32 protein-coding genes are annotated in these 25,883 nt (G+C 62.9%); 30 read left to right on the forward strand and 2 right to left on the reverse strand.

What is annotated here, in order from left to right; translation table 11 throughout:
• The first annotated feature begins 3 nt into the window (after positions 1–3).
• The 7 genes from H097_RS08790 (at position 4) to H097_RS08820 (ending at position 5,598) form a co-directional block, all read left to right on the forward strand.
• Positions 4–1,125, forward strand: coding sequence for a chemotaxis response regulator protein-glutamate methylesterase (locus H097_RS08790; protein ID WP_032859067.1), 1,122 nt, complete (start codon positions 4–6; stop codon positions 1,123–1,125).
• Entirely contained in the window at positions 1,125–1,865 is a 741-nt protein-coding gene (locus H097_RS08795; RefSeq protein ID WP_032859068.1) for a flagellar motor protein, read from the forward strand. The genes H097_RS08790 and H097_RS08795 overlap by 1 nt, the downstream gene beginning before the upstream one ends.
• A gap of 157 nt (positions 1,866–2,022) precedes the next feature.
• Positions 2,023–2,910: a flagellar motor protein MotD gene (gene motD, locus H097_RS08800; protein ID WP_032859070.1), complete on the forward strand. Its 888-nt coding sequence runs from the start codon at positions 2,023–2,025 to the stop codon at positions 2,908–2,910.
• 51 nt (positions 2,911–2,961) lie between these two features.
• The gene (locus H097_RS08805) at positions 2,962–3,750 is read left to right on the forward strand and encodes a ParA family protein (protein ID WP_032859072.1); all 789 of its coding nucleotides are present in this window, start codon (positions 2,962–2,964) and stop codon (positions 3,748–3,750) included.
• An 84-nt stretch (positions 3,751–3,834) separates the two neighbouring features.
• Positions 3,835–4,647, forward strand: a complete 813-nt coding sequence (locus H097_RS08810) for a CheW domain-containing protein (RefSeq protein WP_032859074.1) — start codon at positions 3,835–3,837, stop codon at positions 4,645–4,647.
• A gap of 75 nt (positions 4,648–4,722) precedes the next feature.
• Entirely contained in the window at positions 4,723–5,205 is a 483-nt protein-coding gene (locus tag H097_RS08815) for a chemotaxis protein CheW (RefSeq protein ID WP_032859076.1), read from the forward strand.
• On the forward strand, positions 5,206–5,598 hold the full coding sequence (locus H097_RS08820; RefSeq protein ID WP_032859078.1) for a DUF2802 domain-containing protein: 393 nt from the start codon (positions 5,206–5,208) through the stop codon (positions 5,596–5,598).
• 73 nt (positions 5,599–5,671) lie between these two features.
• Here H097_RS08820 and H097_RS08825 read toward each other — a convergent pair whose 3' ends face one another.
• Together H097_RS08825 and H097_RS08830 are read right to left on the reverse strand one after the other, a co-directional pair.
• The gene (locus H097_RS08825; RefSeq protein WP_032859079.1) at positions 5,672–6,001 is read right to left on the reverse strand and encodes an EscU/YscU/HrcU family type III secretion system export apparatus switch protein; all 330 of its coding nucleotides are present in this window, start codon (positions 5,999–6,001) and stop codon (positions 5,672–5,674) included.
• Positions 5,998–7,575 carry a flagellar hook-length control protein FliK gene (locus H097_RS08830; RefSeq protein WP_032859082.1) on the reverse strand — a complete coding sequence of 526 codons (1,578 nt, stop codon included), beginning with the start codon at positions 7,573–7,575 and terminating at the stop codon, positions 5,998–6,000. The genes H097_RS08825 and H097_RS08830 overlap by 4 nt, the downstream gene beginning before the upstream one ends.
• Positions 7,576–7,772: 197 nt before the next feature.
• Between H097_RS08830 and ccmA the strand changes: the two genes are divergently transcribed.
• From ccmA to phnP, 23 genes are all read left to right on the forward strand, one after another.
• A complete protein-coding gene (ccmA, locus tag H097_RS08835) occupies positions 7,773–8,408 on the forward strand; it encodes a cytochrome c biogenesis heme-transporting ATPase CcmA (protein WP_032859084.1) in 636 nt (211 codons plus the stop codon).
• On the forward strand, positions 8,405–9,073 hold the full coding sequence (ccmB, locus tag H097_RS08840; protein ID WP_032859085.1) for a heme exporter protein CcmB: 669 nt from the start codon (positions 8,405–8,407) through the stop codon (positions 9,071–9,073). The genes ccmA and ccmB overlap by 4 nt, the downstream gene beginning before the upstream one ends.
• 83 nt (positions 9,074–9,156) lie before the next feature.
• The gene (locus tag H097_RS08845; protein ID WP_032859086.1) at positions 9,157–9,912 is read left to right on the forward strand and encodes a heme ABC transporter permease; all 756 of its coding nucleotides are present in this window, start codon (positions 9,157–9,159) and stop codon (positions 9,910–9,912) included.
• Entirely contained in the window at positions 9,909–10,085 is a 177-nt protein-coding gene (gene ccmD / locus H097_RS08850; RefSeq protein ID WP_032859088.1) for a heme exporter protein CcmD, read from the forward strand. The genes H097_RS08845 and ccmD overlap by 4 nt, the downstream gene beginning before the upstream one ends.
• Entirely contained in the window at positions 10,082–10,537 is a 456-nt protein-coding gene (ccmE, locus tag H097_RS08855) for a cytochrome c maturation protein CcmE (RefSeq protein ID WP_032859090.1), read from the forward strand. The genes ccmD and ccmE overlap by 4 nt, the downstream gene beginning before the upstream one ends.
• Before the next feature lie 3 nt (positions 10,538–10,540).
• Positions 10,541–12,529 (forward strand): heme lyase CcmF/NrfE family subunit, encoded by a 1,989-nt coding sequence (locus H097_RS08860; protein ID WP_032859092.1) that lies wholly within the window; start codon positions 10,541–10,543, stop codon positions 12,527–12,529.
• Positions 12,526–13,062 (forward strand): DsbE family thiol:disulfide interchange protein, encoded by a 537-nt coding sequence (locus H097_RS08865; RefSeq protein ID WP_032859094.1) that lies wholly within the window; start codon positions 12,526–12,528, stop codon positions 13,060–13,062. Before H097_RS08860 ends, H097_RS08865 begins: the two co-directional genes overlap by 4 nt.
• Complete coding sequence (locus H097_RS08870; RefSeq protein ID WP_032859095.1) at positions 13,059–13,532, forward strand: cytochrome c-type biogenesis protein; 474 nt, start codon at positions 13,059–13,061, stop codon at positions 13,530–13,532. Before H097_RS08865 ends, H097_RS08870 begins: the two co-directional genes overlap by 4 nt.
• Entirely contained in the window at positions 13,525–14,718 is a 1,194-nt protein-coding gene (gene ccmI, locus H097_RS08875; RefSeq protein ID WP_032859097.1) for a c-type cytochrome biogenesis protein CcmI, read from the forward strand. The genes H097_RS08870 and ccmI overlap by 8 nt, the downstream gene beginning before the upstream one ends.
• A gap of 16 nt (positions 14,719–14,734) precedes the next feature.
• A complete protein-coding gene (locus H097_RS08880) occupies positions 14,735–15,130 on the forward strand; it encodes a lipoprotein (RefSeq protein WP_032859100.1) in 396 nt (131 codons plus the stop codon).
• Positions 15,131–15,512: 382 nt separating this feature from the next.
• Positions 15,513–16,346: a phosphonate ABC transporter ATP-binding protein gene (gene phnC / locus H097_RS08885; protein WP_032859101.1), complete on the forward strand. Its 834-nt coding sequence runs from the start codon at positions 15,513–15,515 to the stop codon at positions 16,344–16,346.
• A gap of 32 nt (positions 16,347–16,378) precedes the next feature.
• On the forward strand, positions 16,379–17,380 hold the full coding sequence (phnD, locus tag H097_RS08890) for a phosphonate ABC transporter substrate-binding protein (RefSeq protein WP_032859102.1): 1,002 nt from the start codon (positions 16,379–16,381) through the stop codon (positions 17,378–17,380).
• A 59-nt stretch (positions 17,381–17,439) separates the two neighbouring features.
• A complete protein-coding gene (gene phnE / locus H097_RS08895) occupies positions 17,440–18,222 on the forward strand; it encodes a phosphonate ABC transporter, permease protein PhnE (RefSeq protein WP_032859104.1) in 783 nt (260 codons plus the stop codon).
• A gap of 35 nt (positions 18,223–18,257) precedes the next feature.
• Positions 18,258–18,962 carry a phosphonate metabolism transcriptional regulator PhnF gene (gene phnF / locus H097_RS08900; protein ID WP_166647836.1) on the forward strand — a complete coding sequence of 235 codons (705 nt, stop codon included), beginning with the start codon at positions 18,258–18,260 and terminating at the stop codon, positions 18,960–18,962.
• An 11-nt stretch (positions 18,963–18,973) separates the two neighbouring features.
• Positions 18,974–19,411, forward strand: coding sequence for a phosphonate C-P lyase system protein PhnG (gene phnG / locus H097_RS08905; RefSeq protein ID WP_032859108.1), 438 nt, complete (start codon positions 18,974–18,976; stop codon positions 19,409–19,411).
• Positions 19,411–20,001 (forward strand): phosphonate C-P lyase system protein PhnH, encoded by a 591-nt coding sequence (gene phnH / locus H097_RS08910; protein WP_032859110.1) that lies wholly within the window; start codon positions 19,411–19,413, stop codon positions 19,999–20,001. The genes phnG and phnH overlap by 1 nt, the downstream gene beginning before the upstream one ends.
• A complete protein-coding gene (locus H097_RS08915; protein ID WP_032859113.1) occupies positions 20,001–21,077 on the forward strand; it encodes a carbon-phosphorus lyase complex subunit PhnI in 1,077 nt (358 codons plus the stop codon). The genes phnH and H097_RS08915 overlap by 1 nt, the downstream gene beginning before the upstream one ends.
• Positions 21,070–21,936, forward strand: a complete 867-nt coding sequence (locus tag H097_RS08920; RefSeq protein WP_032859115.1) for an alpha-D-ribose 1-methylphosphonate 5-phosphate C-P-lyase PhnJ — start codon at positions 21,070–21,072, stop codon at positions 21,934–21,936. Before H097_RS08915 ends, H097_RS08920 begins: the two co-directional genes overlap by 8 nt.
• Complete coding sequence (gene phnK, locus H097_RS08925; protein ID WP_162237639.1) at positions 21,897–22,706, forward strand: phosphonate C-P lyase system protein PhnK; 810 nt, start codon at positions 21,897–21,899, stop codon at positions 22,704–22,706. The genes H097_RS08920 and phnK overlap by 40 nt, the downstream gene beginning before the upstream one ends.
• Entirely contained in the window at positions 22,706–23,425 is a 720-nt protein-coding gene (gene phnL / locus H097_RS08930) for a phosphonate C-P lyase system protein PhnL (protein WP_032859120.1), read from the forward strand. The genes phnK and phnL overlap by 1 nt, the downstream gene beginning before the upstream one ends.
• Entirely contained in the window at positions 23,415–24,560 is a 1,146-nt protein-coding gene (locus tag H097_RS08935; RefSeq protein ID WP_032859122.1) for an alpha-D-ribose 1-methylphosphonate 5-triphosphate diphosphatase, read from the forward strand. The genes phnL and H097_RS08935 overlap by 11 nt, the downstream gene beginning before the upstream one ends.
• On the forward strand, positions 24,560–25,126 hold the full coding sequence (gene phnN, locus H097_RS08940) for a phosphonate metabolism protein/1,5-bisphosphokinase (PRPP-forming) PhnN (RefSeq protein ID WP_032859124.1): 567 nt from the start codon (positions 24,560–24,562) through the stop codon (positions 25,124–25,126). Before H097_RS08935 ends, phnN begins: the two co-directional genes overlap by 1 nt.
• The gene (gene phnP, locus H097_RS08945) at positions 25,117–25,866 is read left to right on the forward strand and encodes a phosphonate metabolism protein PhnP (RefSeq protein ID WP_032859126.1); all 750 of its coding nucleotides are present in this window, start codon (positions 25,117–25,119) and stop codon (positions 25,864–25,866) included. The genes phnN and phnP overlap by 10 nt, the downstream gene beginning before the upstream one ends.
• Positions 25,867–25,883 lie beyond the last annotated feature (17 nt).

The following is a 25,883-nucleotide window of genomic DNA, read 5'->3' on the forward strand; positions in this document are numbered from 1 at the left end:
GTTATGGTAGTCAAGGTTCTGGTGGTGGACGATTCGGGTTTTTTCCGCCGCCGCGTCTCGGAAATTCTTTCAGCGGATTCCAACATCCAGGTGGTCGGTACGGCCACCAACGGCAAAGAGGCGATTGACCAGGCACTGGCATTGAAGCCGGACGTGATCACCATGGACTACGAGATGCCGATGATGGATGGCATCACCGCGGTGCGCCACATCATGCAGCGCTGCCCGACCCCGGTCTTGATGTTCTCGTCGCTGACCCACGAAGGCGCCCGGGTGACCCTCGATGCGCTGGACGCTGGCGCCGTGGACTTTTTGCCGAAGAATTTCGAAGACATCTCGCGCAACCCGGAGAAGGTCAAGCAGATGCTCTGCGAGAAGGTGCACAGCATCTCGCGCAGCAATCGCAGCAGCTTCCGTGCCCCGGTGGCTCCCGCCCCGGTAGCGGCACCTGCACCGACCAGCAGCAGTTTCGGGCGCCCGGCGCCGGCCCCAGTGGCACGGCCTGCCGTGGCCCCGGCGCGTACAGCGGCGCCGAGCCCAGCGTCGCCTGCGCCCAAGCGCAAGGCCTACAAACTGGTGGCGATCGGTACTTCCACCGGCGGCCCGGTGGCTTTGCAGCGCGTCTTGACCCAGTTGCCGGCCAACTTCCCGGCGCCCATCGTGCTGGTCCAGCACATGCCCGCGGCCTTCACCAAGGCCTTTGCCGAGCGGTTGGACAAGCTGTGCCGCATCAGCGTCAAGGAAGCCGAAGACGGCGATATCCTGCGCCCGGGTCTTGCGTTGCTGGCCCCGGGTGGTAAGCAAATGATGGTCGATGGTCGCGGCGCGGTGAAAATCCTGCCGGGCGACGAGCGCCTGAACTACAAGCCGTGCGTGGATATCACCTTCGGTTCGGCGGCCAAGTCCTACGGCGACAAAGTTCTGGCGGTGGTCCTCACCGGCATGGGCGCCGATGGCCGCGAAGGCGCGCGCCTGCTCAAACAGGGCGGCAGCTCGATCTGGGCCCAGGATGAAGCCAGTTGCGTGATCTATGGCATGCCCATGGCCATCGTCAAGGCTGACCTGGCTGACGCGGTCTACAGCCTGGATGACATTGGCAAGCACCTGGTGGAGGCCTGTCACTGATGGATGTGTTGAGCCTGGTTGGGATACTCCTGGCGTTTGTCGCCATCATTGGCGGCAACTATCTGGAAGGCGGCCATTTGGGCGCCCTGGCCAACGGTCCGGCGGCGCTGATCGTGATCGGCGGCACCGTCGGCGCGGCGCTGTTGCAGTCGCCTTTAAGCTCGTTCAAGCGGGCGATGCAGATCCTGGTGTGGATCATTTTCCCGCCGCGCGTGGACTTGGCCGGCGGCATCGACCGCGTGGTCAACTGGAGCCTTACCGCGCGCAAGGAAGGCCTGCTGGGCCTCGAAGGCGTGGCCGATGCCGAGCCCGACAGCTACGCGCGCAAAGGCCTGCAACTGCTGGTCGACGGCGCGGAGCCGGAAGCCATCCGCAGCATCCTTGAAGTGGACTTCTACACCCAGGAAAGCCGCGATATCAACGCGGCCAAAGTCTTTGAAAGCATGGGCGGCTACGCGCCGACCATCGGCATCATCGGTGCGGTCATGGGCCTGATCCACGTAATGGGCAACCTGGCCGACCCCTCGCAACTGGGCAGCGGCATTGCCGTGGCATTCGTCGCCACCATCTACGGCGTGGCCAGTGCCAACCTGTTGCTGCTGCCGGTTGCCAGCAAACTCAAATCCATTGCCATGCGCCAGTCCCGTTACCGGGAAATGCTCCTGGAGGGCATCCTGTCGATTGCCGAGGGTGAGAACCCGCGTTCCATCGAATTGAAGCTCCAGGGCTTCATGGATTGATGGGCATGAGCATGCGCCTCCCTCTCCCTGTAGGAGCGAGCTTGCTCGCGAAAACCCCGAGAGCGCTGCGTTTAACCTGCCAGCCAGCGTTATCGTTCGCGACTTTCGCGAGCAAGCTCGCTCCTACAGTTGATGTGTGTTGCGAGGGGGATTGCCTGTGAGCCGTCGCCGCCGTGAGCCTGAAGAGCACGTCAACCATGAACGCTGGCTGGTGTCCTACGCCGACTTCATCACCTTGCTGTTCGCGTTTTTCGTGGTGATGTACTCCATTTCCTCGATCAATGAAGGCAAATACAAGGTCATCTCTGAAGCCCTGGTCGGCGTATTCACCGACTCGGACCGGGCCCTCAAGCCGATTCCCATTGGCGATGAGCGGCCCAAGACCACGACCCCGGCCAAGCCCCTGGTCAAGGACAGTGAAGAGACCGACGCCGGCATCAGTGGCGGCAGCGACCCGCTCAAGAGCATCGCCGACGATATCAGCGCGGCATTTGGCGACCTGATCAGCTCCAACCAGATGACCATTCGTGGCAACGAGCTGTGGGTGGAGATCGAGCTCAACTCCAGCCTGCTGTTCGCCAGCGCCGATGCCCTGCCCAGCGATATTGCCTTCAGCATCATCGACAAGGTGGCGGCCATTTTGAAACCCTTCGACAACCCGATCCATGTCGAAGGCTTTACCGATGACCAGCCGATCCATACCGCACAATTCCCCACCAACTGGGAGTTGTCGTCGGCGCGTTCGGCGAGCATCGTGCGTATGTTGGCGATGCAGGGCGTAAACCCTGGGCGCCTGGCGTCGGTGGGGTATGGTGAATTCCAGCCGGTGGCCAATAATGCGACGGCCGAAGGCCGCGCGCGCAATCGCCGGGTGGTCTTGGTGGTGTCGCGTAACCTGGATGTACGCCGCAGCCTGACCGCGACGGGTGCGGCCAATGCACAACCTGATGCAGCAATGAAGCGGGCTGGCACACAAACTGCACCGATGCCCGTAAAACCGCCGGAACGCGGGAGTGCCGTCAATTCTCCGTCACCGGCTCTATAACCTCGTGCTATTTCTCGGTCGAGCCAGCGCCCACCGGAAGGAACAATCCGAATGAGAGTCTGGGCAGTTGCCAATCAAAAAGGTGGGGTCGGCAAGACCACCACCTCCATCGCCTTAGCCGGCTTGCTGGCCGAGGCGGGCAAGCGCGTGGTCATTGTCGACCTGGATCCCCACGGCTCGATGACCAGCTATTTCGGCTATGACCCCGATGCGCTGGAGCACAGCTGCTTCGACCTGTTCCTGCACAAGGGCAGCGTCCCCCAAGGCTTGCCCGGGCAACTGTTGTTGCCCACCAGCAACGACAAAATTTCGCTGTTGCCCTCCAGCACCGCGCTGGCCACCCTTGAGCGCCAATCGCCGGGGCAGAGCGGCCTGGGCCTGGTGATCGCCAAGAGCCTGGCGCAATTGTGGCAGGACTTTGACTACGCAATCATCGACAGCCCGCCATTGCTCGGCGTGCTGATGGTCAATGCCCTGGCGGCCAGCCAGCAACTGGTGATCCCGGTACAGACCGAGCACCTGGCGGTCAAGGGCCTGGAGCGCATGGTCAGCACCCTGACCATGATCAACCGTTCGCGCAAGCAGGCGTTGCCGTTCAGTATCGTGCCGACTCTGTTCGACCGCCGCACCCAGGCCTCCCTTGGCACCTTGCGTGTACTGCGTGACGCCTATCCAGAGACCATCTGGCAAGGCTATATCCCGGTGGATACGCGCCTGCGAGACGCCAGCCGCGCGGGCCTCACGCCTTCGCAGTTCGACGGCAAAAGCCGTGGCGTCCTGGCTTACCGGGCCTTGCTCAAGCATCTGTTGGCCCAACAACTTGTGGCACAGGTGGCGTGAGATGAGCACACATTCAAGTCCACGGGTCATCGCGCCGATAACCTTTGAATACACGGTTAACGGGGCTTGCGCGTGGGCATACAGATGAGCCGTCCAGTCGATATCAAGAGCCGCCCGCAGCTGGCGTTGCAGTCCTACCTGGACGCGCTGCTGCAGGATGCCACCGAGGAAGAACTGCCCGAACCGATCCTGGTGCTGGACGAAGTCGAACCGCTGCCTGTTCTTGAGCCTGAGACCCAGCTGGATGAGTTTCAATTGGCGGTCCTGGAAGAGCAGGCCCGCGATGCGGTGGTGATGCCTGTTGTGGTTGCGGTCGAAGTCCCGGCCCTGGAGGCGCCTGCGCCCCTGGTCCTGGTGCCACCCGTGGCCGAGGTGCATCGCCCGCCAAGCATTACACCGCCACCGGTGGAGACGGATGGCCGGCCGTCCTGGGCCGCCGAGCCGTTTGAATGCCTGCTGTTCGACGTTGCCGGGCTGACGCTGGCGGTGCCGCTGGTGTGCCTGGGTTCGATCTACTCCCTGGAAGGCCAGGAATTGACACCGTTGTTCGGCCAGCCGGAGTGGTTCCTCGGGATCCTGCCGAGCCAGGCCGGCAACCTCAAGGTGCTGGACACCGCGCGTTGGGTGATGCCCGACCGCTACCGCGATGATTTCCGCCAGGGCCTGCAATACGTGATTTCGGTGCAGGGCTACGAATGGGGGCTGGCGGTGCATCAGGTCAGCCGTTCGTTGCGTCTGGACCCCAACGAAATCAAATGGCGCAGCCACCGGGGCCAGCGGCCATGGCTGGCGGGCACGGTGATTGAACATATGTGCGCGCTGCTGGATGTCGCCGAATTGGCGGAGCTGATTGCCAGCGGCGCGGTAAAGGATCTGCCAGGTAACAAACGTACTTGATAAAAGACGCAGCGCCACGGCGCTGCCCAAGAAGAACACACGCCGTGCTCAACGGTATTTGAAGGGGTCAGGGGTATGAACAAGTCAGCGTCCGCACAGGGTTTGGATGATCCGATTCTGCAATGGGTGACCTTCAAGCTGGACAACGAGTCCTACGGCATCAACGTGATGCGTGTGCAGGAAGTATTGCGCTACACCGAGATCGCCCCGGTACCGGGTGCGCCGAGCTACGTACTGGGCATCATCAACCTGCGTGGCAACGTGGTGACGGTGATCGACACCCGCCAGCGCTTTGGCCTGATGCCGACTGAAGTCAACGACAACACCCGTATCGTCATCATCGAAGCCGACAAGCAAGTGGTCGGGATCATGGTCGACAGCGTCGCCGAAGTGGTTTACCTGCGTCAGTCGGAAGTCGAGACTGCGCCGAATGTCGGCAACGAAGAGTCGGCCAAGTTCATCCAGGGCGTGTGCAACAAGAACGGCGAGCTGCTGATTCTGGTTGAGCTGGACAAGATGATGAGCGAAGAAGAGTGGTCGGACCTGGAGAACATCTGATTGATGCTTGAGGTAGCGGTAATCGTCCTGGCCCTGCTGTGGGTCGGGACTCTGGTGGTGTTGCTGCGCCATATGCGCCAGCAACGCGAATTGGCGCTGCAACAGGCCGAGCGCGATGCCGTGCGCGACCAGCGCCTGCGCGAGATGGCCAAGCGCGTCGACAACTACCAGCAAAGCGCCGTGCGGGTAGGGGAGGACGTGCATGAACTGCGCGCCATCCTCGCTCCGTTACCCGACAAATTGTCGGCGCTGGAACAGCGTGACCCGGCCAACCTGTCCTTTGCCCAGGCGGCCAAGCTGGTAGGCATGGGTGCCACGGTGGACGAACTGACCCAATCCTGCGGCCTGACCCAGGCCGAGGCGCAGTTGATGAGCAAGTTGCACAAAAGCTGAGCTTGCCGCAGTTCCAATGTGGGAGCGGGCAAGCCCGCTCCCACATTTTTGATTGGGGTACACCTGCTGGGTTTCAGTAATCATCCCCGCGCGCGGTCACATCCCGCTCAGTCGGCTCAGCCTGAGGGTCATAGCCCACCGGGAACTTGCCCTTCAACGTCCAGGCGAAGGCAATAATCTCGGCGATGGTCCGGTACAACTCTTCCGGGATGCTGTCGCCCAGTTCCATGCGCGCCAGCAATTTCACCAATTCGGCGTTTTCATAAATCGGTACTTCATGTTCCCGCGCCAATTTGAGGATGGCTTCGGCCAGTGCGTCGTCGCCTTTGGCGGTCAGGGCGGGGGCGGCCTTGCCGTCGTATTTGAGGGCTATGGCCTGGCGTGGCGGGTTGGGATTTTTCATGCGGTTTCATCCACCCAGCGTTGTTCAAGCCCGGTCTTTGGCCCGCGTGGCGGGGTGCCGAGGTGGCAGTCGATGTCGCCGACGTTGAGGCCCGATGACACCAGGCGCTCGCGCAGGCTGCCCAGGTGGCTTTCGATCAGGCTGGCGGTGAAGGGGCGGGAGGCCCACAGCTGGCTGGAGAGTTTGCCCTCGCTCAGTTGTGCCTGGACCTGCAACGGGCCCAGAGGCTCCATGTCGAAGGCCAGTTCCACGCGCCACAGCATCTTTTTCGCGTCGCGCTCGATCTTGCGCTCGGGTTCGTCCTTGTCCGGCGCCGGTTCTTCGCGCTGGAACTTGACCTGCAACGGCACGATGTCCTGCAAGGTGCGCAGGGGGATTTCCATCTGCCAGGTGGTTTGCAGGCGACCATCGGCGGTGGTGCCGGTCTGTTCCAGGCTCGACAGTTGATGGCTCTGCAAGCGCGAGATGGCAGCGGCGGCCAGGCGTAGCAGGTTTTCCAGGCTGTTTTCACCGTCCAGGCGCTGCAACAGACGCTCCGGCAGCGGGAAACCGCCCGGCGCGGTGCGGGCGCCCACCTGGCCGAGGGTGCCCAGGGGGCTGCGCACGAAGCTGGGCAGCATCTGCGCCAAGGTGTTGGCGGCCAGGATTGCATTGAGGTTGGTGCTGGCGGGCAGGGCGGGCATCAGTTCGGCCACCAGGCGTAGCAGGCTGCCCTTCATGTCCAAGGGCGGGATCAGCGGGTTTTGCCCGGCCAGCAGTTTGGCTTCGAGGAGCGCGCCACTGTTGTGCAGCAACTGTGCGAGGACCTTGGGGTTGCTGACCTGGGTCAGGTCCGGCATCCCGGCCAGTACCCGTTCCACGGCGGCGCGCAGATCCGCTGGCAGTTCGGCATTGCGCGGCAGGTTTTGCAGGGCGTTGAGCAAACCTTCCAGCGAGCCCTGGCGGCTTTGCTGGGTTGCAAGCTGCTGGCTGATCGCCAGTTGATCCTGGCGTCCGCTCAAGGGCACGAAGTCCAGGGCCTGTGCGCCCTGGACCACGGCACTGAGTAAACTGCCGATGCGCAGCGGCTGCGGGCTTTCCAGGGTCAGGGTCGTGCCGCTCAACGCGTTGTTGAGCACCGATACCAGCGAGCGGTACAGCGCCGGCTGCCCGGCGCCCTGGGGCAGCATCTGCGAGGTCAGCACCTTGGCTTGCAACAACGTGCCCACCGGCAACTGGTTTGTGTCGATACGGGTCAGGGCCGCGACATTGGCACTCAAGGCCTGTTGCAGGCTGATCGCCAGGTCGCCCGAAGCCGTCTGGCTCACCGCCACGTTGCTGCCCAGGGGCAACGGTTGACTGCTGGCGGCCTGCACCAGGGTTTGCCGGCCACCTTCCAGGGTCAGCTTGAGCAGCAGCTGAAAGGCTTCACCGCCTTGTTTGAGCGCCAAGACTTCGGCGTTCACGGTTTTGCCAGCGTCGATCAACCCTGTCTGGGGTTCCAGCAGTTTCAGCAACTCGCCCACCGCAGGCGCAGGCCTGGGCCCGGTAGCGGGTGCTGGGGGAAGGGTCGGAAGGTTGATGTCACCGCTCATCGTGGCCGCCGTCTCAAGGAAATTGCCCTCTTTAGAGTAGGGCATCGCATGTATAATGCCGTCCGTCTGCAAAGAGCGGCGCAAAAACATCACAACTGATTGATCCAGCTCTCTAAAACAGGCCGCCAATGCGTTTATTCTGCATCTCTTTAACGGCCGTTCCACCGCCGACTTGAACCGTAAAGGCCCGCGATCTTGTGACCAGTCCACTACTTGAAGCCGTTGCGCTTGCCTGTGAGCGAGACCTGCGGATGCTGTTCGAACATCTCGAACTGCGTCTGGCGGGCGGCGACATGGTGCAGATCAGTGGGCCCAACGGCAGCGGCAAGACCAGTCTGCTGCGCCTGCTGGCTGGCTTGATGCAGCCGACGGCGGGCCAGGTACGCCTCAACGGCAAGCCCCTGCACGAGCAACGTACGGAGCTGGCGCGCAACCTGGTGTGGATTGGCCACGCCGCGGGCATCAAGGATGTGCTGACGCCTGAGGAAAACCTCAGTTGGCTCAGCGCCCTGCATCACCCGGCCGCGCGCGAGTCAATCTGGCAGGCCCTGGCCGCCGTGGGCCTCAAGGGCTTTGAAGATGTGCCGTGTCACACCCTGTCGGCCGGCCAGCAACGCCGCGTGGCCTTGGCCCGCCTGTATCTGCCGGGCCCGCCGCTGTGGATCCTCGACGAACCCTTCACCGCCCTCGACAAACAAGGTGTGGCGCAACTTGAAGAACATCTGGCAAAGCACTGCGAACAAGGCGGCATGATCGCCCTCACCACCCACCACACCTTGACCCGCATGCCCGCCGGTTACCGTGAGCTGGATCTGGCACGGTGGTCGGTATGAGTGTATTTGCCCTGTTGGTTGCTCGCGAAGCGCGTTTGTTGTGTCGGCGCCCGGCTGAGTTGGCCAACCCGCTGGTGTTCTTCGCGATTGTCATCGCCCTGTTCCCTTTGGCGGTCGGTCCCGAGACTAAACTGTTGCAAACCTTGTCTCCGGGACTGGTGTGGGTCGCGGCACTTTTGTCCGTCCTGCTCTCGCTGGACGGGCTGTTTCGCAGTGATTTTGAAGATGGTTCCCTCGAACAGTGGGTCCTTTCGTCGCACCCCCTGCCTCTTCTGGTACTGGCCAAGGTACTGGCACACTGGGCCTTCTCCGGCCTGGCGCTGGTCCTGCTGGCGCCGCTGCTGGCGATGATGTTGGGCTTGCCTGCCGAATGCCTGCCGGTGTTGCTGGCCTCGTTGTTGCTAGGTACCCCGGTGCTGAGCCTGCTGGGGGCGGTGGGTGCGGCACTGACCGTCGGCTTGAAACGTGGTGGGCTGTTGCTGGCCTTGCTGATTTTGCCTTTGTATATCCCGGTGTTGATCCTGGGCAGCGGTGCCTTGCAAGCCGCGCTCATGGGGATGCCGGCGACCGGTTACCTCTTGTGGCTTGGCAGCCTGACCGCCCTGGCGGTAACCCTGACACCGTTTGCTATAGCGGCCGGCCTGAAGATCAGCGTCGGCGAATAATGAGGTCTGACTAGGCGTTGTCTTAGTCAGTAAAGACCCTAAGCTTCTTGCCACGACAAGAAGCAACCGTGATGGAAACAGCAATGAACTGGACCTGGTTTCACAAGCTCGGCTCGCCCAAGTGGTTCTATGGCATCAGCGGCAAAATGCTGCCCTGGCTCGCCATCGCCGCCTTCCTGCTGATCGGTATCGGCCTGGTCTGGGGCCTGGCCTTCGCGCCGCCGGACTACCAGCAGGGCAATAGCTTTCGCATCATCTATATCCATGTTCCTGCCGCGCTGCTGGCCCAGTCCTGCTACGTGATGCTGGCGGTGTGCGGCATCGTCGGGCTGGTGTGGAAGATGAAGCTGGCCGACGTCGCCCTGCAATGCGCGGCGCCCATTGGTGCGTGGATGACGGCTGTGGCGCTGCTGACCGGGGCGATCTGGGGCAAGCCAACCTGGGGTTCGTGGTGGGTCTGGGATGCGCGACTAACGTCCATGTTGATCCTGCTGTTTCTGTACTTCGGTCTGATTGCCCTGGGCAATGCCATCAGCAATCGTGAGAGTGCGGCCAAGGCTTGTGCGGTGCTGGCGATTGTCGGCGTGATCAACATCCCGATCATCAAGTACTCCGTGGAGTGGTGGAACACCCTGCACCAGGGCGCGACCTTTACCCTCACCGAAAAACCGGCGATGCCCGTGGAAATGTGGGCGCCGTTGCTGCTGATGGTCCTGGGCTTCTACTGCTTTTTCGGCGCGGTGCTGCTGATGCGCATGCGTCTGGAAGTGCTCAAGCGTGAAGCCCGCGCCAGTTGGGTCAAGGTCGAAGTACAAAACAGCCTGGGAGCCCGTGGATGAGCTTCGCCTCTTTCAGTGATTTTCTCGCCATGGGCCATCACGGCCTGTATGTCTGGACCGCCTATGGCATCAGCCTCGCGGTACTGGCCCTGAACGTTGTTGCGCCGATCCTGGCCCGCAAGCGTTACCTGCAACAAGAGGCGCGTCGTCTGCGCCGGGAGACCGAAAAGTGAATCCGCTGCGTAGAAAGCGTCTGTTGATCATCCTTGCCATCCTGGTGGGCGTCGGCATTGCCGTGGGCCTGGCCTTGAGTGCCTTGCAGCAGAACATCAACCTGTTCTATACCCCGACCCAGATCGCCAATGGCGAAGCGCCGCAAGACACGCGCATCCGTGCCGGCGGCATGGTCGAGGCTGGTTCCCTGAAGCGCTCCGGCGACTCCCTGGACGTGACCTTCGTGGTCACCGACTTCAACAAATCCGTGACCATCACCTACCGCGGCATCCTCCCGGACCTGTTCCGCGAAGGGCAGGGCATCGTCGCCCTCGGCAAGCTCAACGCCCAGGGCGTGGTGGTGGCCGATGAAGTGCTGGCCAAGCACGATGAAAAATACATGCCGCCGGAAGTGACCAAGGCCCTGAAAGAAAGCGGCCAATCCGCGCCAACCCCAGCCAAGGAGGGTTAAGCGATGACCTCTACATTGTTTATTCCCGAGTTGGGCCAGTTGGCGATGATCCTCGCCCTGTGCTTTGCCATCGTCCAGGCCATCGTGCCGCTGCTGGGCGCCTGGCGTGGTGATCGGCTGTGGATGAGCCTGGCGCAGCCGGCCGCCTGGGGGCAATTCGCGTTCCTGGCGTTCGCCTTCGCTTGCCTGACCTACGCCTTTATGACCGACGACTTTTCCGTCGCCTATGTCGCCAGCAACTCCAACAGCGCCTTGCCCTGGTATTACAAGTTCAGCGCCGTCTGGGGTGCCCACGAAGGTTCCCTGCTGCTCTGGGCCCTGATCCTCGGCGGCTGGACCTTCGCCGTGTCGGTGTTCTCCCGGCAGTTGCCGCAAGTGATGCTGGCGCGGGTGCTGGCGGTGATGGGCATGATCAGCATCGGCTTCCTGCTGTTCCTGATCATGACGTCCAATCCGTTCGAGCGGATCTTGCCGCAGATTCCTACCGATGGCCGCGACCTCAACCCGCTGCTGCAGGATATCGGCCTGATCGTCCACCCGCCTATGTTGTACATGGGCTATGTGGGTTTCTCCGTGGCCTTCGCCTTTGCCATCGCGGCCTTGCTCGGCGGGCGTCTCGACGCCGCCTGGGCACGCTGGTCGCGACCGTGGACCATCGTCGCCTGGGCCTTCCTCGGTATCGGTATCACCCTGGGCTCGTGGTGGGCCTACTATGAACTCGGCTGGGGCGGCTGGTGGTTCTGGGACCCGGTGGAAAACGCCTCCTTCATGCCCTGGCTGGTGGGCACGGCGCTGATCCACTCCCTGGCCGTCACCGAAAAACGTGGCGTGTTCAAGAGCTGGACCGTGTTGCTGGCCATTGCCGCTTTCTCCCTGAGTTTGCTAGGCACTTTCCTCGTACGTTCCGGCGTGCTGACCTCGGTGCATGCGTTTGCCGCCGACCCTGAGCGCGGTGTGTTTATCCTGATCTTCCTGCTGTGCGTGGTGGGTGGTTCGCTGACGCTGTTCGCCCTGCGCGCGCCGGTGGTCAAGAGCCACGTGGGCTTCAACCTGTGGTCGCGGGAAACCCTGCTGCTGGGTAACAACCTGGTGCTGATAGTCGCTGCCTCGATGATCCTGCTGGGCACCCTGTATCCGCTGGTACTCGATGCCCTGACCGGCGCCAAGCTGTCGGTCGGCCCGCCGTACTTCAACGCGCTGTTCATCCCGTTGATGGGCCTGCTGATGGTGGTGATGGCCATTGGCGTACTGGTGCGCTGGAAAGACACCCCGGTCAAATGGCTGTTGGGCATGTTGACCCCGGTGCTGCTGGGCAGTGCCGCCTTGTCGGTGATTGCCGGGATTGCCTACGGCGATTTCAACTGGGCGGTGCTCGCCACCTTCATGCTCGCTGCGTGGGTGCTGCTGGCCGGTGTGCGCGATATCTTCGACAAGACCCGCCACAAGGGCCTGATCAAAGGCCTGCCGACCCTGACCCGCAGCTACTGGGGCATGCAGATTGCCCACATCGGCATCGCCGTGTGCGCCCTGGGCGTGGTGTTGTCCAGCCAGAACAGCGCCGAGCGCGACCTGCGCCTGGCCCCTGGCGAGTCCATGGACCTGGCCGGTTACCAGTTCGTCTTTGAAGGCGCCAAGCACTTCGAAGGGCCGAACTTCACCTCCGACAAAGGCACCGTGCGCGTCGTGCGCAATGGCAAGCAAATCGCCGTGCTGCACCCGGAAAAACGCCTGTACACCGTACAGAGCTCGATGATGACCGAAGCCGGGATCGACGCCGGGTTCACCCGTGATCTCTACGTGGCCCTGGGCGAACCGCTGGGCGATGGCGCCTGGGCCGTGCGCGTACACGTCAAACCGTTTGTGCGCTGGATCTGGTTCGGCGGCCTGCTGACCGGTTTTGGTGGTCTGCTGGCCGCGATGGACCGGCGTTACCGGGTCAAGGTCAAGAGCCGGGTGCGTGAAGCCCTCGGCATGCAGGGAGCTGCGGTATGAAGCGTTGGTTGATGGTGTTGCCGCTTGCAGTGTTTTTGGTGGTTGCGGTGTTTTTGTATCGCGGCCTGTCCCTGGACCCGGCCGAGCTGCCGTCGGCGATGATCGGCAAGCCGTTCCCGGCGTTCTCGCTGCCGACGGTGCAGGGCGACAAAACCCTGACCCAGGCCGACCTGATCGGCAAGCCGGCGCTGGTCAACGTGTGGGCCACCTGGTGCATCTCGTGCCGCGTGGAGCACCCGGTGCTGAACAAACTGGCCGAGAAGGGCGTGGTGATCTATGGCATCAACTACAAGGACGACAATGCGTCGGCCTTGAAGTGGCTGGCCGAGTTCCACAACCCGTACCAGCTGGATATTCGCGATGAAGACGGCAATCTCGGCCTCAACCTCGGCGTCTACGGTGCCCCGGAAACCTTCTTTATCGACGCCAAGGGCGTGATCCGCGACAAGTTCGTGGGCGTGATCGACGAAGTGATCTGGCGCGAACAACTGGCGGCCAAGTACCAGGCCCTGGTGGACGAGGCCAAGCCATGAAGCGTTGGTTGACCGCCGCTGTATTGGTGCTGGGGCTGGTGGGTGTGGCCCATGCCGCCATCGACACCTATGAATTTGCCCGCGATGGCGACCGCGAGCGTTTCCGCGAATTGACCAAGGAACTGCGCTGCCCCAAGTGCCAGAACCAGGACATCGCCGACTCCAACGCGCCGATTGCCGCTGACCTGCGCAAAGAAATTTTCCGCATGTTGGGCGAAGGCAAGGACAACCAGCAGATCATCGACTTCATGGTTGATCGCTACGGTGATTTTGTGCGCTACAAGCCGGCGCTGACCGGCAAGACCGCTTTGCTCTGGTTTGGCCCCGCCGCCCTGTTGCTGGGCGGCCTGGTGGTCATGGCCGTGATCGTCCGCCGTCGCCGTGCGGCTCCCACCGATGGCTCCGACGCGCTATCTGCCCAAGAGCGCCAACGCCTCGACCAACTGCTGGACAAAAAAACTGATGATTGATTTCTGGCTCGCAGCTGGCCTGCTGCTCCTGGTTGCCTTGAGTTTCCTGTTGATCCCGGTGTTGCGCGTACGTCGCGCCCAGCGTGAAGAAGACCGCACCGCCTTGAACGTCGCGCTGTATCAGGAACGTGTCGCCGAACTGCAAACCCAACAAAGCGAAGGTGTGCTCAACGCGGCGCAACTCGACACCGGCCGCGCCGAAGCTGCCCGTGAATTGCTCGCCGATACCGAAGGCGTGGAAAAACCCCGCGAATCGCGCCTGGGCAAGCCGCTGCCGCTGCTGGCCGCGGTGCTGGTGCCGGTATTGGGCCTTGCGCTGTACCTGCATTACGGCGCCATCGACAAGGTTGAACTGACTCGCGAATTCGCCGAGCCGCCGGTGTCTCTTGCTGATATGACCCAGCGCCTGGAACGGGCGGCGGCGGCGCAACCGGATTCGGCCGAAGGCCTGTACTTCCTGGGCCGCGCCTACATGGCCCAGGACCGTTCGGCCGATGCGGCCAAGGTCTTCGAGCGCGCCGTGGCCGTGGCCGGTCGCCAGCCCGAATTGCTCGGGCAGTGGGCCCAGGCGCAGTATTTTGCCGACAACAAACAGTGGTCACCCAAGCTTCAGGCCCTGACCGACGAAGCGCTGAAGCTCGACCCGAAGGAAGTCACCAGCCTCGGCCTGCTGGGTATTGCCGCCTTTGAAGGGCAGCGTTACCAGGAAGCCATCGACTACTGGAACCGCCTGCTGGCTCAGTTGCCGGAGAAAGACAACTCCCGCGCCGCGCTGCAAGGCGGCATCGACCGCGCAGCCGAGAAGTTGAAAGAGGGCGGCGGTACCGTCGCACCGACTGCCAAGACCGCCGTGATGAAAGTCCGGGTGGACCTGGCGGCCGACGTCAAAGCCCGTGCTCTGCCGACTGACAGCGTCTTCATCTTCGCCCGTGCCGTTTCCGGCCCGCCCGCGCCACTGGCCGCCAAGCGCGTCACCGTGGCTGACCTGCCGGTGACCGTCGAACTGGGCGATGCCGACGCGATGATGCCGCAGTTGAAACTGTCCAACTTTCCCGAAGTCCAACTGGTTGCGCGCATTTCACGGGCCGGTCAACCGACTGCCGGCGAGTGGATCGGGCGCAGTCAACCCCTGGCCAGCAGCACCACCGCGACCCAGCAGTTGACCATCGACAGTCCGGACAAATAATTTCGAGGAAACCCCCATGACCGCCATCGCTCGTATCACCCTGCTCAGCCTGGTATTGGGCCTGAGTGCTTGCGCGGTCCACCGGCCACCTCCTGCCCCTATGGGCCCGACCATTCCACCGTCGGGTCCGTCGACCAAGCCGGTGACCAAACCTTCCGGCCCGGTCACCGCCCCACCCAAAGCACTGCCCAGTTCCTCTCCCACCTTCGCTCCCCCTCCGGGCGCTGCCAGCCACTGGGACGGCAAGATGGGCGTCTACGTGCTGGACGAACAACCGGACACTTTCTACCGCCAGCGCACCTACTACCGCTGGAGCAACGGCTGGAGCCGCTCCATCAGCCCGAACGGGCCATGGGAAGAGACCAATGTGCAGGGCGTACCGCCGGGGTTGAGCAAGCACTACGCGCAATGACAAAAGGCGACCTTCGGGTCGCCTTTTTCTTTCCCGCCTGGAACACCGCCGTCCAGTCAACGCAGATCAAATGTAGGCGCTGGCTTGCCAGCGAAAAACTCCCAGGCGCTGCGGTCATCCTGAATGCCCGCGTCATCGTTGACGTCCATCGCTGGCAAGCCAGCTCCTACAGGGACTCGCTTTCGCGAGCAAGCCCGTTCCCACAAGGGGGCGGCGGCTTCAAGAAACACGTGCTTGCGTCATTCCAACCTTTCACAAAACCTTAACCAAACCGTCCCCCTCCCGTCATGTGCAAGTCATAGGTCTGACACCTGCCGCGCCTACTGTCGTTTGAACTCAAACACAGCCATGGAAGGCTGTTCAAACCAAGACAGAGAAGCCCATGACTCCCGCTATCCATGTCGATCACCTGAACAAGACCTTTGCGAAGAAAACCGCACTGGTCGACCTCGAACTCACCATCGCCACGGGTGAGATGGTCGCGCTGATTGGTGCGTCCGGTTCCGGCAAGTCCACGTTGTTGCGCCATTTGGCGGGCCTGGCCTGTTGCGACAAGGGCAATGGCGGCAGCGTCAAGGTGCTGGGCCGGGAGGTGCAGGCCAGTGGGCGGTTGAATGGCAAGGTGCGCAGGTTGCGGGCAGATATCGGCTATATCTTCCAGCAGTTCAACCTGGTCAATCGCCTGAGTGTGATCGACAACGTGCTGCTCGGTTGCCTGGGCCGCATGCCGCGCTGGCGCGGCAGCCTCGGGTTGTTCAATGCCGAGGAAAAGCAATGTGCCATGCAATCCCTGGCGCGGGTCGGCCTGGCGGACCTGGCCCAGCAACGCGCCTCCACTTTGTCCGGCGGCCAGCAGCAACGCGTGGCGATTGCCCGGGCGTTGACCCAGCGTGCCGAAGTGATCCTCGCCGATGAACCCATCGCCTCACTCGATCCGGAGTCGGCGCGCAAGGTCATGGAAATCCTCGCCGACATCAATCGCCGCGACGGCAAGACCGTGGTGGTGACCCTGCATCAAGTCGATTACGCCATGCGTTATTGCCCGCGTGCCGTGGCGCTCAAGGGTGGGCGCATTCATTTCGACGGGCAGGGTAGCGCGATGAGCAGCCAGTTCCTCAACGATCTGTACGGTGCCGATGTCGACGCCAGCCTGATGATTTGCGACCAGTCCCGCCACGCCGAGCTGCCCCAACGGCTGGCCCTGGCACGCGCTTGAACCCTTACTCACGAGCCACAGGAGCCTGTTCCATGTTGAACCGTATCGGTCATGTTTTTCTGTCTGCGGTGTTGTTGGCCAGCGTCGCCATGGGCAATGCCCAGGCTGCCGACAAGGCGATCAACTTCGGCATCATGTCCACCGAGTCTTCGCAGAACCTCAAGAGCATCTGGCAGCCATTTCTGGATGACATGCACAAGAAGACCGGCCTGACCATCAACGCCACTTTCGCCTCCGACTACGCCGGCCTGATCCAGGGCATGCGTTTCAACAAGGTCGATGTGGCCTGGCTCGGCAACAAGGCGGCAATGGAAGCGGTGGACCGCTCCAACGGCGAGATATTCGCCCAGACCGCCGCCGCCAACGGTGCCGCTGGTTACTGGAGCCTGTTGATCGTGCGCAAGGACAGCCCCCTCAACTCCGTTGAAGACATGCTCAAGAACGCCAAGAACCTGACCTTTGGCAACGGCGACCCGAACTCCACCTCGGGCTATCTGGTGCCGGGCTACTACGTGTTCGCCAAGAACAATGTGGACGCGGCCACCGCCTTCAAGCGCACGCTCAACTCCAGCCATGAAGTCAACGCACTGAGCGTGGCCAAGGGGCAGTTGGACGTGGCCACTTTCAACACCGAAAGCTGGGACCGCCTGGAGGTCACCCAGCCGGACAAGGCCGCGCAACTCAAGGTGATCTGGAAGTCGCCGCTGATCCCCGCCGACCCGCTGGTGTGGAGCAAGGCGTTGACCGACAGCGAGAAAACCAAGATCCGCGACTTCATCTTCAACTACGGCAACACCGATGAAGAGAAGGCGGTACTCAAGAACATGCAACTGGGCAAGTTCCTCGCTTCCAACGACGACCAGTTGCTGCCGATCCGCCAACTGGAGCTGTTCAAGCAGCGCACCACCATCAGCGCCGACAGCAAGCTGGCCGAAGCCGACAAGGCCAAGAAACTGGCAGAGATCGATGCTGACCTGGCCAAGCTGCAACAGCGCCTGACCGAGCTGGACAAGAAAACCGCCGCCAACAGCTAACCCCCTGTGGGAGCGGGCTCCCACAGGGGCCCAGTTCCTACAATCATCGAGAGTGACCCATGACTACGTTGCACGCTGAAGCCGTCGGCAAGCGCACCTGGCCGCAATACCTCGGCTGGGGCCTGTTCCTGGTGCTGCTGGCCTGGGCCTGGAAGGGCGCCGAGATGAACCCGCTGGCGCTGTATCGCGACTCGGGAAACATGGCGACCTTCGCCGCCGACTTCTTCCCGCCGGACTTCCATGAATGGCGCTCTTACCTCAAGGAGATGATCGTCACCGTGCAAATCGCCCTCTGGGGCACGGTACTGGCGATTGTCTGCTCGGTGCCCCTGGGCATCCTCTGCGCCGACAACATCACCCCATGGTGGATTCACCAGCCGCTGCGCCGGGTGATGGATGCCTTCCGTTCGATCAACGAAATGGTGTTCGCCATGTTGTTCGTGGTGGCGGTCGGCCTGGGTCCGTTTGCCGGCGTCCTGGCCTTGTGGATCAGCACCACCGGGGTCCTTGCCAAGTTGTTTGCCGAAGCGGTCGAGGCTATCGACCCAGGCCCGGTGGAAGGGGTGCGCGCCACCGGTGCCAGTGCCTTGCAGGAAGTGATCTACGGCGTGATCCCGCAAGTGATGCCGCTGTGGGTGAGCTACGCGCTCTACCGCTTCGAAGCCAATGTGCGCTCGGCAACGGTGGTGGGCATGGTCGGCGCCGGCGGGATCGGGGTGATCCTGTGGGAGAACATCCGCGCCTTCCAGTTCGTCCAGACCTGCGCGGTGCTGCTGGTGATCATCGTGGTCGTGAGCCTGATCGACGTGCTGTCCCAACGCCTGCGCAAGCGGTTTATCTGACTTCGGAGGGGTGCCTGAGGGCGCTTTTTTAAAGCATGCAGTTGTCTAGACAAGATGAGCCGGTGTACCGCGAACTCGCCGATATCCTGCGTCGCGAACTCAGCGACTACCAGGCCGGTGACTTCCTGCCGGGCGAGGTGCAATTGGCCGAACGTTTTGGTGTCAACCGCCACACGCTGCGTCGGGCCATTGATGAGTTGGTGTTCGAAGGCAGCCTGCTGCGTCAGCAGGGCAAGGGCACGCAAGTGCTGGACCGGCCGCTGATCTACCCGATGGGTGCCGACACTGCCTACAGCCAATCGCTGTCGGCCCAGGGCCACGGGGTGCAGGCGCTGTTGCTCAAGCGCCGTTATTGCTACGCCAGCCGTGACGAAGCGCAGCACCTGGGGATCGCCGAGATGGCGCCGATGATCGAGCTGCAAACCCTGCGCAAACTCGACCAGCAGCCGGTCAGCCTGATCCGCCATCGCTACTGCGCCAGCCATGCACCGCTGCTGGCGGACTACAACGGCGGCTCCCTGCGTCAATACCTGCGCGAGCGCGACCTGCCGCTGACCCGCACCCAGAGCCTGATCGGTGCGCGCCTGCCCAACCGTGATGAAGCCGCGCTGCTGATGATGCCCCGCCACTTGCCAGCCTTGACCGTATTCACCCTTTCCCGCGATCGCGATGGCCGCCCGGTGGAGCTGGCGCAGTCCACCAGCCGTTCGGATCGCTTCCAGTACCAGGTGCTGACCTGATGGAGACTTTGATGAGCCTGTCCCCGCGTCAACACTGGATCGGCGTGCTTGCCCGCGCCCTTCGCAGTGAGCTGATCCCCCACGAAGCGGCCCTGCGCGACGCCGATTACCAACTGATCCGCGCCCCGGAAATCGGCATGACCCTGGTACGCGGGCGCATGGGTGGCAATGGTGCGCCGTTCAACGTCGGCGAAATGAGCGTGACCCGTTGCGTGGTACGCCTGGCCGATGGGCGCACCGGCTACAGCTACCTGGCGGGGCGCGACAAGGTGCATGCCGAATTGGCGGCCCTGGCCGATGCCCATCTGCAAAGCGCACAGCCGAGCCAATGGCTCAGTGATTTGATCCGCGTACTGGCCAACGCCCAGGCCCGGCGCCGCGCGCAAAAAGAAGCCGATACCGCCGCCACCAAGGTCGAGTTCTTCACCCTGGTGCGAGGAGAAAACTGATGAATGCTCAATTATTACAACCGGCGTTTGTCGATCCGGTCCTGGATGCCCAACGCAGTTTTCGTGCAGCGCTCAAGGCCTTGGCCGAACCGGGTTTGATCCAGCCTCTGCCTGCGGCCCCGCACCTCGAAGGCCTGGCGCCGGCCACCTACGCCTTGTGCCTGGGGCTGCTGGATGCAGACACGCCGTTGTGGCTGGCGCCGAGCTTCGATACGCCGCTGATCCGCGCCAACCTGGCCTTCCACTGTGGCTGCCCGCTGGCCGCGCGCCGCGAAGACGCGGTGTTCGCCTTGTTGGGGGAACATGACCTGCACGACCTGAGCGGCTTCGACCACGGCAATGACCGTTATCCCGACCAGTCGTGCACCTTGCTCGTCCAGTTGAGCGACCTCGATAGCGGGCGCGGCCTGAATTGGAGCGGCCCGGGCATCCAGGCCCAGCGCCAGGTCAGCCTGCCACTGCCCCAGGCGTTCTGGCTGGAACGCCAGCGTCGCGAGGCGTTCCCCCGTGGCCTGGACGTGCTGTTCGGCGCCGGCCACTACCTGCTCGGCTTGCCCCGCAGCACCCGCGTCGCAGAGGAGTGTGCCTGATGTACGTAGCCGTCAAAGGTGGCGAACAAGCCATCGACAATGCCCACCGCCTGCTGGCGAAAAAACGCCGGGGCGACACCGCAATTCCTGAGTTGAGTGTGGAGCAGATCCGCCAGCAACTGCCGCTGGCCGTTGCACGGGTGATGACCGAAGGCTCGTTGTACGACGAAGAACTGGCCGCACTGGCAATCAAGCAAGCGGCGGGGGACCTGGTGGAAGCGATCTTCCTGTTGCGCGCCTACCGCACCACGTTGCCACGCTTCAGTCCCAGCCTGCCGATCGACACCGCGCAGATGCAGCTCAGCCGACGCTTGTCCGCAACCTTCAAGGATGTGCCCGGCGGCCAGTTGCTTGGCCCGACGTTCGACTACACCCATCGCCTGCTGGATTTTGCGCTGCTGGCCGAAGGTGAGTATCCCGGCCCGCAGACCTCTGTGGATGCGTGTCTGGAACCTTGCCCGCGTGTGCTGGGGTTGTTGGCCAAAGAAGGCTTGATCAAGAACGAAGCCGACGACAATGCCCGCGTTGCCGATATCACCCGCGACCCGCTGGAGTTCCCCGCCAGCCGTGCCGAGCGCCTGCAAGCCCTGGCCCGTGGTGACGAAGGGTTTCTGCTGGCGCTGGGCTACTCGACCCAGCGTGGCTATGGGCGCAATCACCCCTTTGCCGGGGAAATTCGCATCGGTGACGTAGAGGTGTGGATTGATCCCGAAGAGCTGGGCTTTCCCATTTGCCTGGGCAGCATCGAAGTCACCGAGTGCGAGATGGTCAACCAGTTCGTCGGCTCGGCCACTGAGCTGGCGCAGTTCACCCGTGGCTACGGCCTGGCGTTCGGGCATGCCGAGCGCAAGGCCATGGGCATGGCGCTGGTGGACCGTTCACTGCGCGCCGAAGAGTTCAACGAAGAGGTGGTGTCGCCGGCCCAGCGTGAAGAGTTTGTGCTGGCCCACTGCGACAACGTCGAGGCAGCCGGTTTTGTCTCGCACCTCAAATTGCCTCATTACGTGGACTTCCAGGCCGAACTGGAGCTGATCCGCAAACTGCGCCAACCGGCTGAGGGTTCCCGCCATGAATGACATTACCCAGATACCCACGCGTGATCCGGCGTACAACTTCGCCTACCTCGACGAGCAAACCAAGCGTATGATCCGCCGCGCCTTGCTCAAGGCCGTGGCAATCCCGGGTTATCAGGTGCCATTCGGTGGTCGCGAGATGCCGCTGCCCTATGGCTGGGGCACCGGTGGCATGCAATTGACCGCGGCAATCCTGGGCGCCGAGGACGTACTCAAGGTCATCGACCAGGGCGCCGACGACACCACCAACGCCGTGTCCATCCGCCGTTTTTTTGCGCGCACCGCCGGCATCGCCACCACCGAGGCCACCCCCGACGCGACGGTGATCCAGACCCGCCACCGCATCCCCGAAACGCCGTTGCAGGCCGGGCAGATCATGGTCTATCAAGTGCCGATCCCCGAGCCGCTGCGTTTTATCGAACCGTCGGAAACCGAGACCCGCACCATGCACGCCCTCAATGACTACGGGGTGATGCACGTAAAACTCTACGAAGATATCGCCACCTTTGGCCATATCGCCACGGCCTATGCCTACCCGGTAATGGTCGACGAACGCTATGTGATGGACCCCTCGCCAATCCCCAAATTCGACAACCCCAAACTCGACATGAGCCCGGCGCTGATGCTGTTTGGTGCCGGTCGCGAAAAGCGCTTGTACGCAGTGCCGCCGTACACCCAGGTCAGCAGCCTGGACTTCGAGGATCACCCGTTCGAAGTGCAGAAGTGGCAGCACTGCTGTGCGATCTGTGGCAGCCACGAATCATTCCTCGACGAGCTGATTCTGGATGACGCCGGCACCCAGAGTTTCGTGTGTTCCGATACCTGGTATTGCGCCCAACGGGTCAAGGAGAACAACCAGTGAGCCAGCCCTTATTGCAAGTGCGTGATCTGTCCCTGTTATACGGCCCGCAGAAGGGGTGCCAGGGCGTGAGCTTTGATCTGTACCCCGGCGAAGTGCTGGGGATTGTCGGCGAGTCCGGCTCGGGCAAATCCACCTTGCTCTCGCTGTTGAGCGGACGCTTGCCACCCCAGGCCGGCAGCATCGGTTATCGGAGCAAGGAGGGCGAATGGCTGGACCTGTACAGCGCCAGCGAAGCCGAACGGCGCACTTTGCTGCGCACCGAATGGGGCTTTGTTGAACAAAATCCCCGCGACGGCCTGCGCATGGGCGTTTCGGCTGGCGCCAACATCGGTGAGCGCTTGATGGCCCAGGGCGTGCGCAACTACCAGCAGCTGCGCGGCGCCGGCCTGGATTGGCTGAGCCAGGTGGAAATCGACCCGCAGCGTATCGACGACTTGCCGCGCACCTTCTCTGGCGGTATGCAGCAACGCCTGCAAATCGCCCGCAACCTCGTCTCCAGCCCGCGCCTGGTGTTTATGGATGAGCCGACCGGCGGCCTCGATGTGTCGGTGCAGGCGCGCTTGCTTGATCTGTTGCGCGGCCTGGTGCGCGAGCTGGACCTGGCGGTAGTCATCGTCACTCACGACCTGGCCGTTGCGCGTCTGCTGGCCGACCGCCTGATGGTGATGCGCCGTTCACGGGTGGTGGAAACCGGCTTGACCGACCAGATCCTCGACGATCCACAGCACCCTTATTCCCAACTGCTGGTGTCTTCGGTATTGCAGCCATGATGAATACGTTGATTGAGGTCCGAGACCTGTCTAAAACCTTCACCTTGCACCAGCAGAACGGCGTGGTGCTGAACGTGCTGCGCGGGGTGGATTTCAGTGTGCAGGGCGGTGAGTGCCTGGTGCTCCACGGCCAGTCCGGCGCCGGTAAAAGCACCTTGCTGCGCACCCTGTACGGCAACTACCTACCAGCGGGCGGCAGCATTCGCCTCTGCCACGACGGGCAATGGCTGGAACTGGTGGGCGCACAGCCCCGGGACATTCTGCAGGTGCGCCAGCAGACCCTGGGCTATGTCAGCCAGTTCTTGCGGGTGATCCCACGGGTGGCGTGCCTGGATGTAGTGATGGAACCGGCATTGGCCCGTGGTTGGCCGAAACCTCAGGCCCAGGCGCGGGCCGAGCACTTGCTGGCGCGCCTGAATATCCCGCAGCGCCTGTGGCAGTTGGCGCCGGGCACGTTTTCCGGTGGCGAGCAGCAGCGGGTCAATATTGCACGCGGTTTCATGGTGGCCTGGCCGGTGATGTTGCTGGACGAACCGACAGCGTCCCTGGATGACAGCAACCGCCAGGTTGTCCTGGAACTGATGAACGAAGCCAAGGCCGGCGGTGCCGCACTGATCGGCATCTTCCATGATCGCGCCGCCCGTGAGGCGGTGGCCGATCGTCACTTGGACATGACACCTGCCCATCAAGCCGAAGAGGAATACGCTCATGCCCGCTGAACAGATCCTCAGCAATGCCCGGCTGGTCACGGCTGATCGTGTATTTCTCGGCAGCGTGGTGCTGCGTGACGGGATGATCGTCGATCTCGCCGAAGGCCGCAGCCAGTTGTCCCAGGCCCAGGACCTGGGCGGCGATTTCCTGCTGCCGGGGCTGGTGGAGTTGCACACCGACAACCTGGAAAAGCACATGACCCCACGGCCCGGCGTGGACTGGCCGTCGACTTCGGCGGTGCTCAGCCATGACGCGCAAATCATCGCCGCCGGTATCACCACGGTGTTCGACGCGGTGTCCATTGGCGACGTCAATCCCAAGGGCAACCGCATGCAGAAACTGCCGGCGATGCTCAATGCCATTGCCTCGGCGCAAGAGGCTGGCCTGACCCGCGCCGAACACCGCCTGCATCTGCGTTGCGAGCTGTGCCACCCGGACACCTTGAGCGTGTTCCGCGACCTGGTGGAAAACCCGCTGGTGCAACTGGTGTCGGTGATGGACCACTCACCGGGCCAGCGCCAGTTTGTGCTGGAGTCCAAGTACCGTGAGTACTACATGGGCAAGTACCACCTGAACGACGAGACCATGGACGCGTTTATCGTGCTGCAAATGGCCAATTCCAAGGCCTACAGTGACCGCTATCGTGCGGCGATTGTCGAGCATTGCCTGGGGCGCGGCCTGTCGGTGGCCAGTCATGACGATGCAACGTTGGCCCACGTCGAGGAGTCGGCGCGCTACGGCATGAGCATCGCTGAGTTCCCCACTACCCTGGAAGCGGCGCGTGGTTGCCGGCAACTTGGGATGAACGTGCTGATGGGCGCCCCGAACGTGGTGCGCGGCGGGTCGCACTCGGGTAATGTGGCCGCCGCCGGCCTGGCCGCCGAAGGATTGCTGGATATACTTTCCAGTGACTATTACCCCGCCAGCCTGCTACAGGCGGCGTTCGTCCTGGCCGATCAGCAGGACGGCGGCGATCTTTCGCGTGCGGTCAGGATGATCAGCCTGGCTCCGGCACGCGCTGCGGGCTTGAACGATCGCGGTGAAATTGCCATTGGCCTGCGGGCGGACCTGGTGCAAGCTCGGAGCCGTGAAGGGCTGCCAGTGGTCCAACAAGTCTGGCGACAAGCCAAGAGGGTGTTTTGATGGCAGGCAGGTTGATCTATCTCATCGGGCCATCGGGTTCGGGCAAGGACAGCCTGCTGGATGCCGCACGCCTACATTTGGCCGAGCGCGGTTGCCGCATTGTGCGGCGAGTGATCACCCGCTCGGCGGAGGCGGTGGGTGAGGCGGCCGAGGGGGTCAGCCCCGCACAATTTGCGGCGATGAACGCCGAGGGCGCCTTTGCCCTCAGTTGGCAGGCCAATGGTCTGTCCTATGGCATTCCCCGGCAGATCGACGACTGGCTGGCGGTGGGGGACGATGTACTGGTCAACGGCTCGCGCGGTCATCTGGCGCAGACTCGCGAGCGTTATCCGACGCTGTTGGTGGTGTTGCTGACGGTTGATCAGGCGGTGCTGCGCCAACGCCTGCTGGCGCGGGGGCGTGAGTCGGTGGCAGAAATCGACGCACGCCTGGCGCGCAATACACAGTTCACTGACAGCCTGACGGCGACTCCCGGCGTATTTCTGCTGGATAATTCCGGGTCGCTGGCACATACCGTTGAACGTTTGTTCAGGTGCCTGGACGCAGGGCACTCGGCATGCGCCTGACCTTGTTGGGCACCGGTGACGCCCGCCAGGTCCCGGTGTATGGCTGTGAATGCGCCGCCTGTGCCCTGGCCCGCAGCGATGCACGCTTGCGTCGCCGCGAATGCAGTGCGTTGGTCGAGTGCGGTGACCAGCGCTGGTTGATCGACAGCGGGCTGACGGACCTGACCGAGCGCTTCCCGCCACGCAGCCTCAGCGGCATTCTGCAGACCCACTACCACGCCGATCATGCCCAGGGCCTGCTGCATCTGCGCTGGGGCCAAGGCCTGACTATTGCGGTGCATGGCCCGGCAGACCCCGAAGGCCTGTCGGACCTCTACAAACACCCCGGCATCCTCGATTTCAGCCAGCCCTTCGCCGAGTTCGAGACCCGGCAGTTTGGCGAGCTGACGGTCACCGCGTTGCCGCTGCAACATTCCAAGCTGACGTTCGGTTACCTGCTGCAAGGGCAGGGCCGGCGTATCGCTTATCTCACCGACACCACGGGCCTGCCCCCGGCAACCGTCGACTGGTTGCGGCGCGAACCCCTGGACGTACTGGTCATCGACTGCTCCATGCCGCCGCAACCCCAGGCGCCGCGTAATCACAATGACCTGACATTGGCCTTGCAATGCATCGAAGCATGCGGCGCCGAGCTTGGCGTACTGACCCACGTCGGGCATACGCTCGATGCCTGGCTGTTGCAGTATCGCGGTGAACTGCCGCGCCACGTGACGGTGGGCTGGGATGGGCGGGTGCTTTAACTCAAGGCCTTCAGTTT

Origin of the sequence: Pseudomonas sp. FH4 (assembly GCF_000510915.2) — a bacterium.
GTDB lineage: Bacteria > Pseudomonadota > Gammaproteobacteria > Pseudomonadales > Pseudomonadaceae > Aquipseudomonas > Aquipseudomonas brenneri.

Bases quoted from the DNA above. Each gene is read 5' to 3' on its own strand.
- H097_RS08790 (WP_032859067.1), top strand. From the start codon at position 4: ATGGTAGTCAAGGTTCTGGTGGTGGACGATTCGGGTTTTTTCCGCCGC.
- H097_RS08795 (WP_032859068.1), top strand. From the start codon at position 1,125: ATGGATGTGTTGAGCCTGGTTGGGATACTCCTGGCGTTTGTCGCCATC.
- H097_RS08805 (WP_032859072.1), top strand. From the start codon at position 2,962: ATGAGAGTCTGGGCAGTTGCCAATCAAAAAGGTGGGGTCGGCAAGACC.
- H097_RS08810 (WP_032859074.1), top strand. From the start codon at position 3,835: ATGAGCCGTCCAGTCGATATCAAGAGCCGCCCGCAGCTGGCGTTGCAG.
- H097_RS08815 (WP_032859076.1), top strand. From the start codon at position 4,723: ATGAACAAGTCAGCGTCCGCACAGGGTTTGGATGATCCGATTCTGCAA.
- H097_RS08825 (WP_032859079.1), bottom strand. From the start codon at position 6,001: ATGAAAAATCCCAACCCGCCACGCCAGGCCATAGCCCTCAAATACGAC.
- H097_RS08830 (WP_032859082.1), bottom strand. From the start codon at position 7,575: ATGAGCGGTGACATCAACCTTCCGACCCTTCCCCCAGCACCCGCTACC.
- ccmB (WP_032859085.1), top strand. From the start codon at position 8,405: ATGAGTGTATTTGCCCTGTTGGTTGCTCGCGAAGCGCGTTTGTTGTGT.
- H097_RS08845 (WP_032859086.1), top strand. From the start codon at position 9,157: ATGAACTGGACCTGGTTTCACAAGCTCGGCTCGCCCAAGTGGTTCTAT.
- ccmD (WP_032859088.1), top strand. From the start codon at position 9,909: ATGAGCTTCGCCTCTTTCAGTGATTTTCTCGCCATGGGCCATCACGGC.
- H097_RS08860 (WP_032859092.1), top strand. From the start codon at position 10,541: ATGACCTCTACATTGTTTATTCCCGAGTTGGGCCAGTTGGCGATGATC.
- H097_RS08865 (WP_032859094.1), top strand. From the start codon at position 12,526: ATGAAGCGTTGGTTGATGGTGTTGCCGCTTGCAGTGTTTTTGGTGGTT.
- H097_RS08870 (WP_032859095.1), top strand. From the start codon at position 13,059: ATGAAGCGTTGGTTGACCGCCGCTGTATTGGTGCTGGGGCTGGTGGGT.
- ccmI (WP_032859097.1), top strand. From the start codon at position 13,525: ATGATTGATTTCTGGCTCGCAGCTGGCCTGCTGCTCCTGGTTGCCTTG.
- H097_RS08880 (WP_032859100.1), top strand. From the start codon at position 14,735: ATGACCGCCATCGCTCGTATCACCCTGCTCAGCCTGGTATTGGGCCTG.
- phnC (WP_032859101.1), top strand. From the start codon at position 15,513: ATGACTCCCGCTATCCATGTCGATCACCTGAACAAGACCTTTGCGAAG.
- phnD (WP_032859102.1), top strand. From the start codon at position 16,379: ATGTTGAACCGTATCGGTCATGTTTTTCTGTCTGCGGTGTTGTTGGCC.
- phnE (WP_032859104.1), top strand. From the start codon at position 17,440: ATGACTACGTTGCACGCTGAAGCCGTCGGCAAGCGCACCTGGCCGCAA.
- phnF (WP_166647836.1), top strand. From the start codon at position 18,258: ATGCAGTTGTCTAGACAAGATGAGCCGGTGTACCGCGAACTCGCCGAT.
- phnG (WP_032859108.1), top strand. From the start codon at position 18,974: ATGAGCCTGTCCCCGCGTCAACACTGGATCGGCGTGCTTGCCCGCGCC.
- phnH (WP_032859110.1), top strand. From the start codon at position 19,411: ATGAATGCTCAATTATTACAACCGGCGTTTGTCGATCCGGTCCTGGAT.
- H097_RS08915 (WP_032859113.1), top strand. From the start codon at position 20,001: ATGTACGTAGCCGTCAAAGGTGGCGAACAAGCCATCGACAATGCCCAC.
- H097_RS08920 (WP_032859115.1), top strand. From the start codon at position 21,070: ATGAATGACATTACCCAGATACCCACGCGTGATCCGGCGTACAACTTC.
- phnL (WP_032859120.1), top strand. From the start codon at position 22,706: ATGAATACGTTGATTGAGGTCCGAGACCTGTCTAAAACCTTCACCTTG.
- H097_RS08935 (WP_032859122.1), top strand. From the start codon at position 23,415: ATGCCCGCTGAACAGATCCTCAGCAATGCCCGGCTGGTCACGGCTGAT.
- phnN (WP_032859124.1), top strand. From the start codon at position 24,560: ATGGCAGGCAGGTTGATCTATCTCATCGGGCCATCGGGTTCGGGCAAG.
- phnP (WP_032859126.1), top strand. From the start codon at position 25,117: ATGCGCCTGACCTTGTTGGGCACCGGTGACGCCCGCCAGGTCCCGGTG.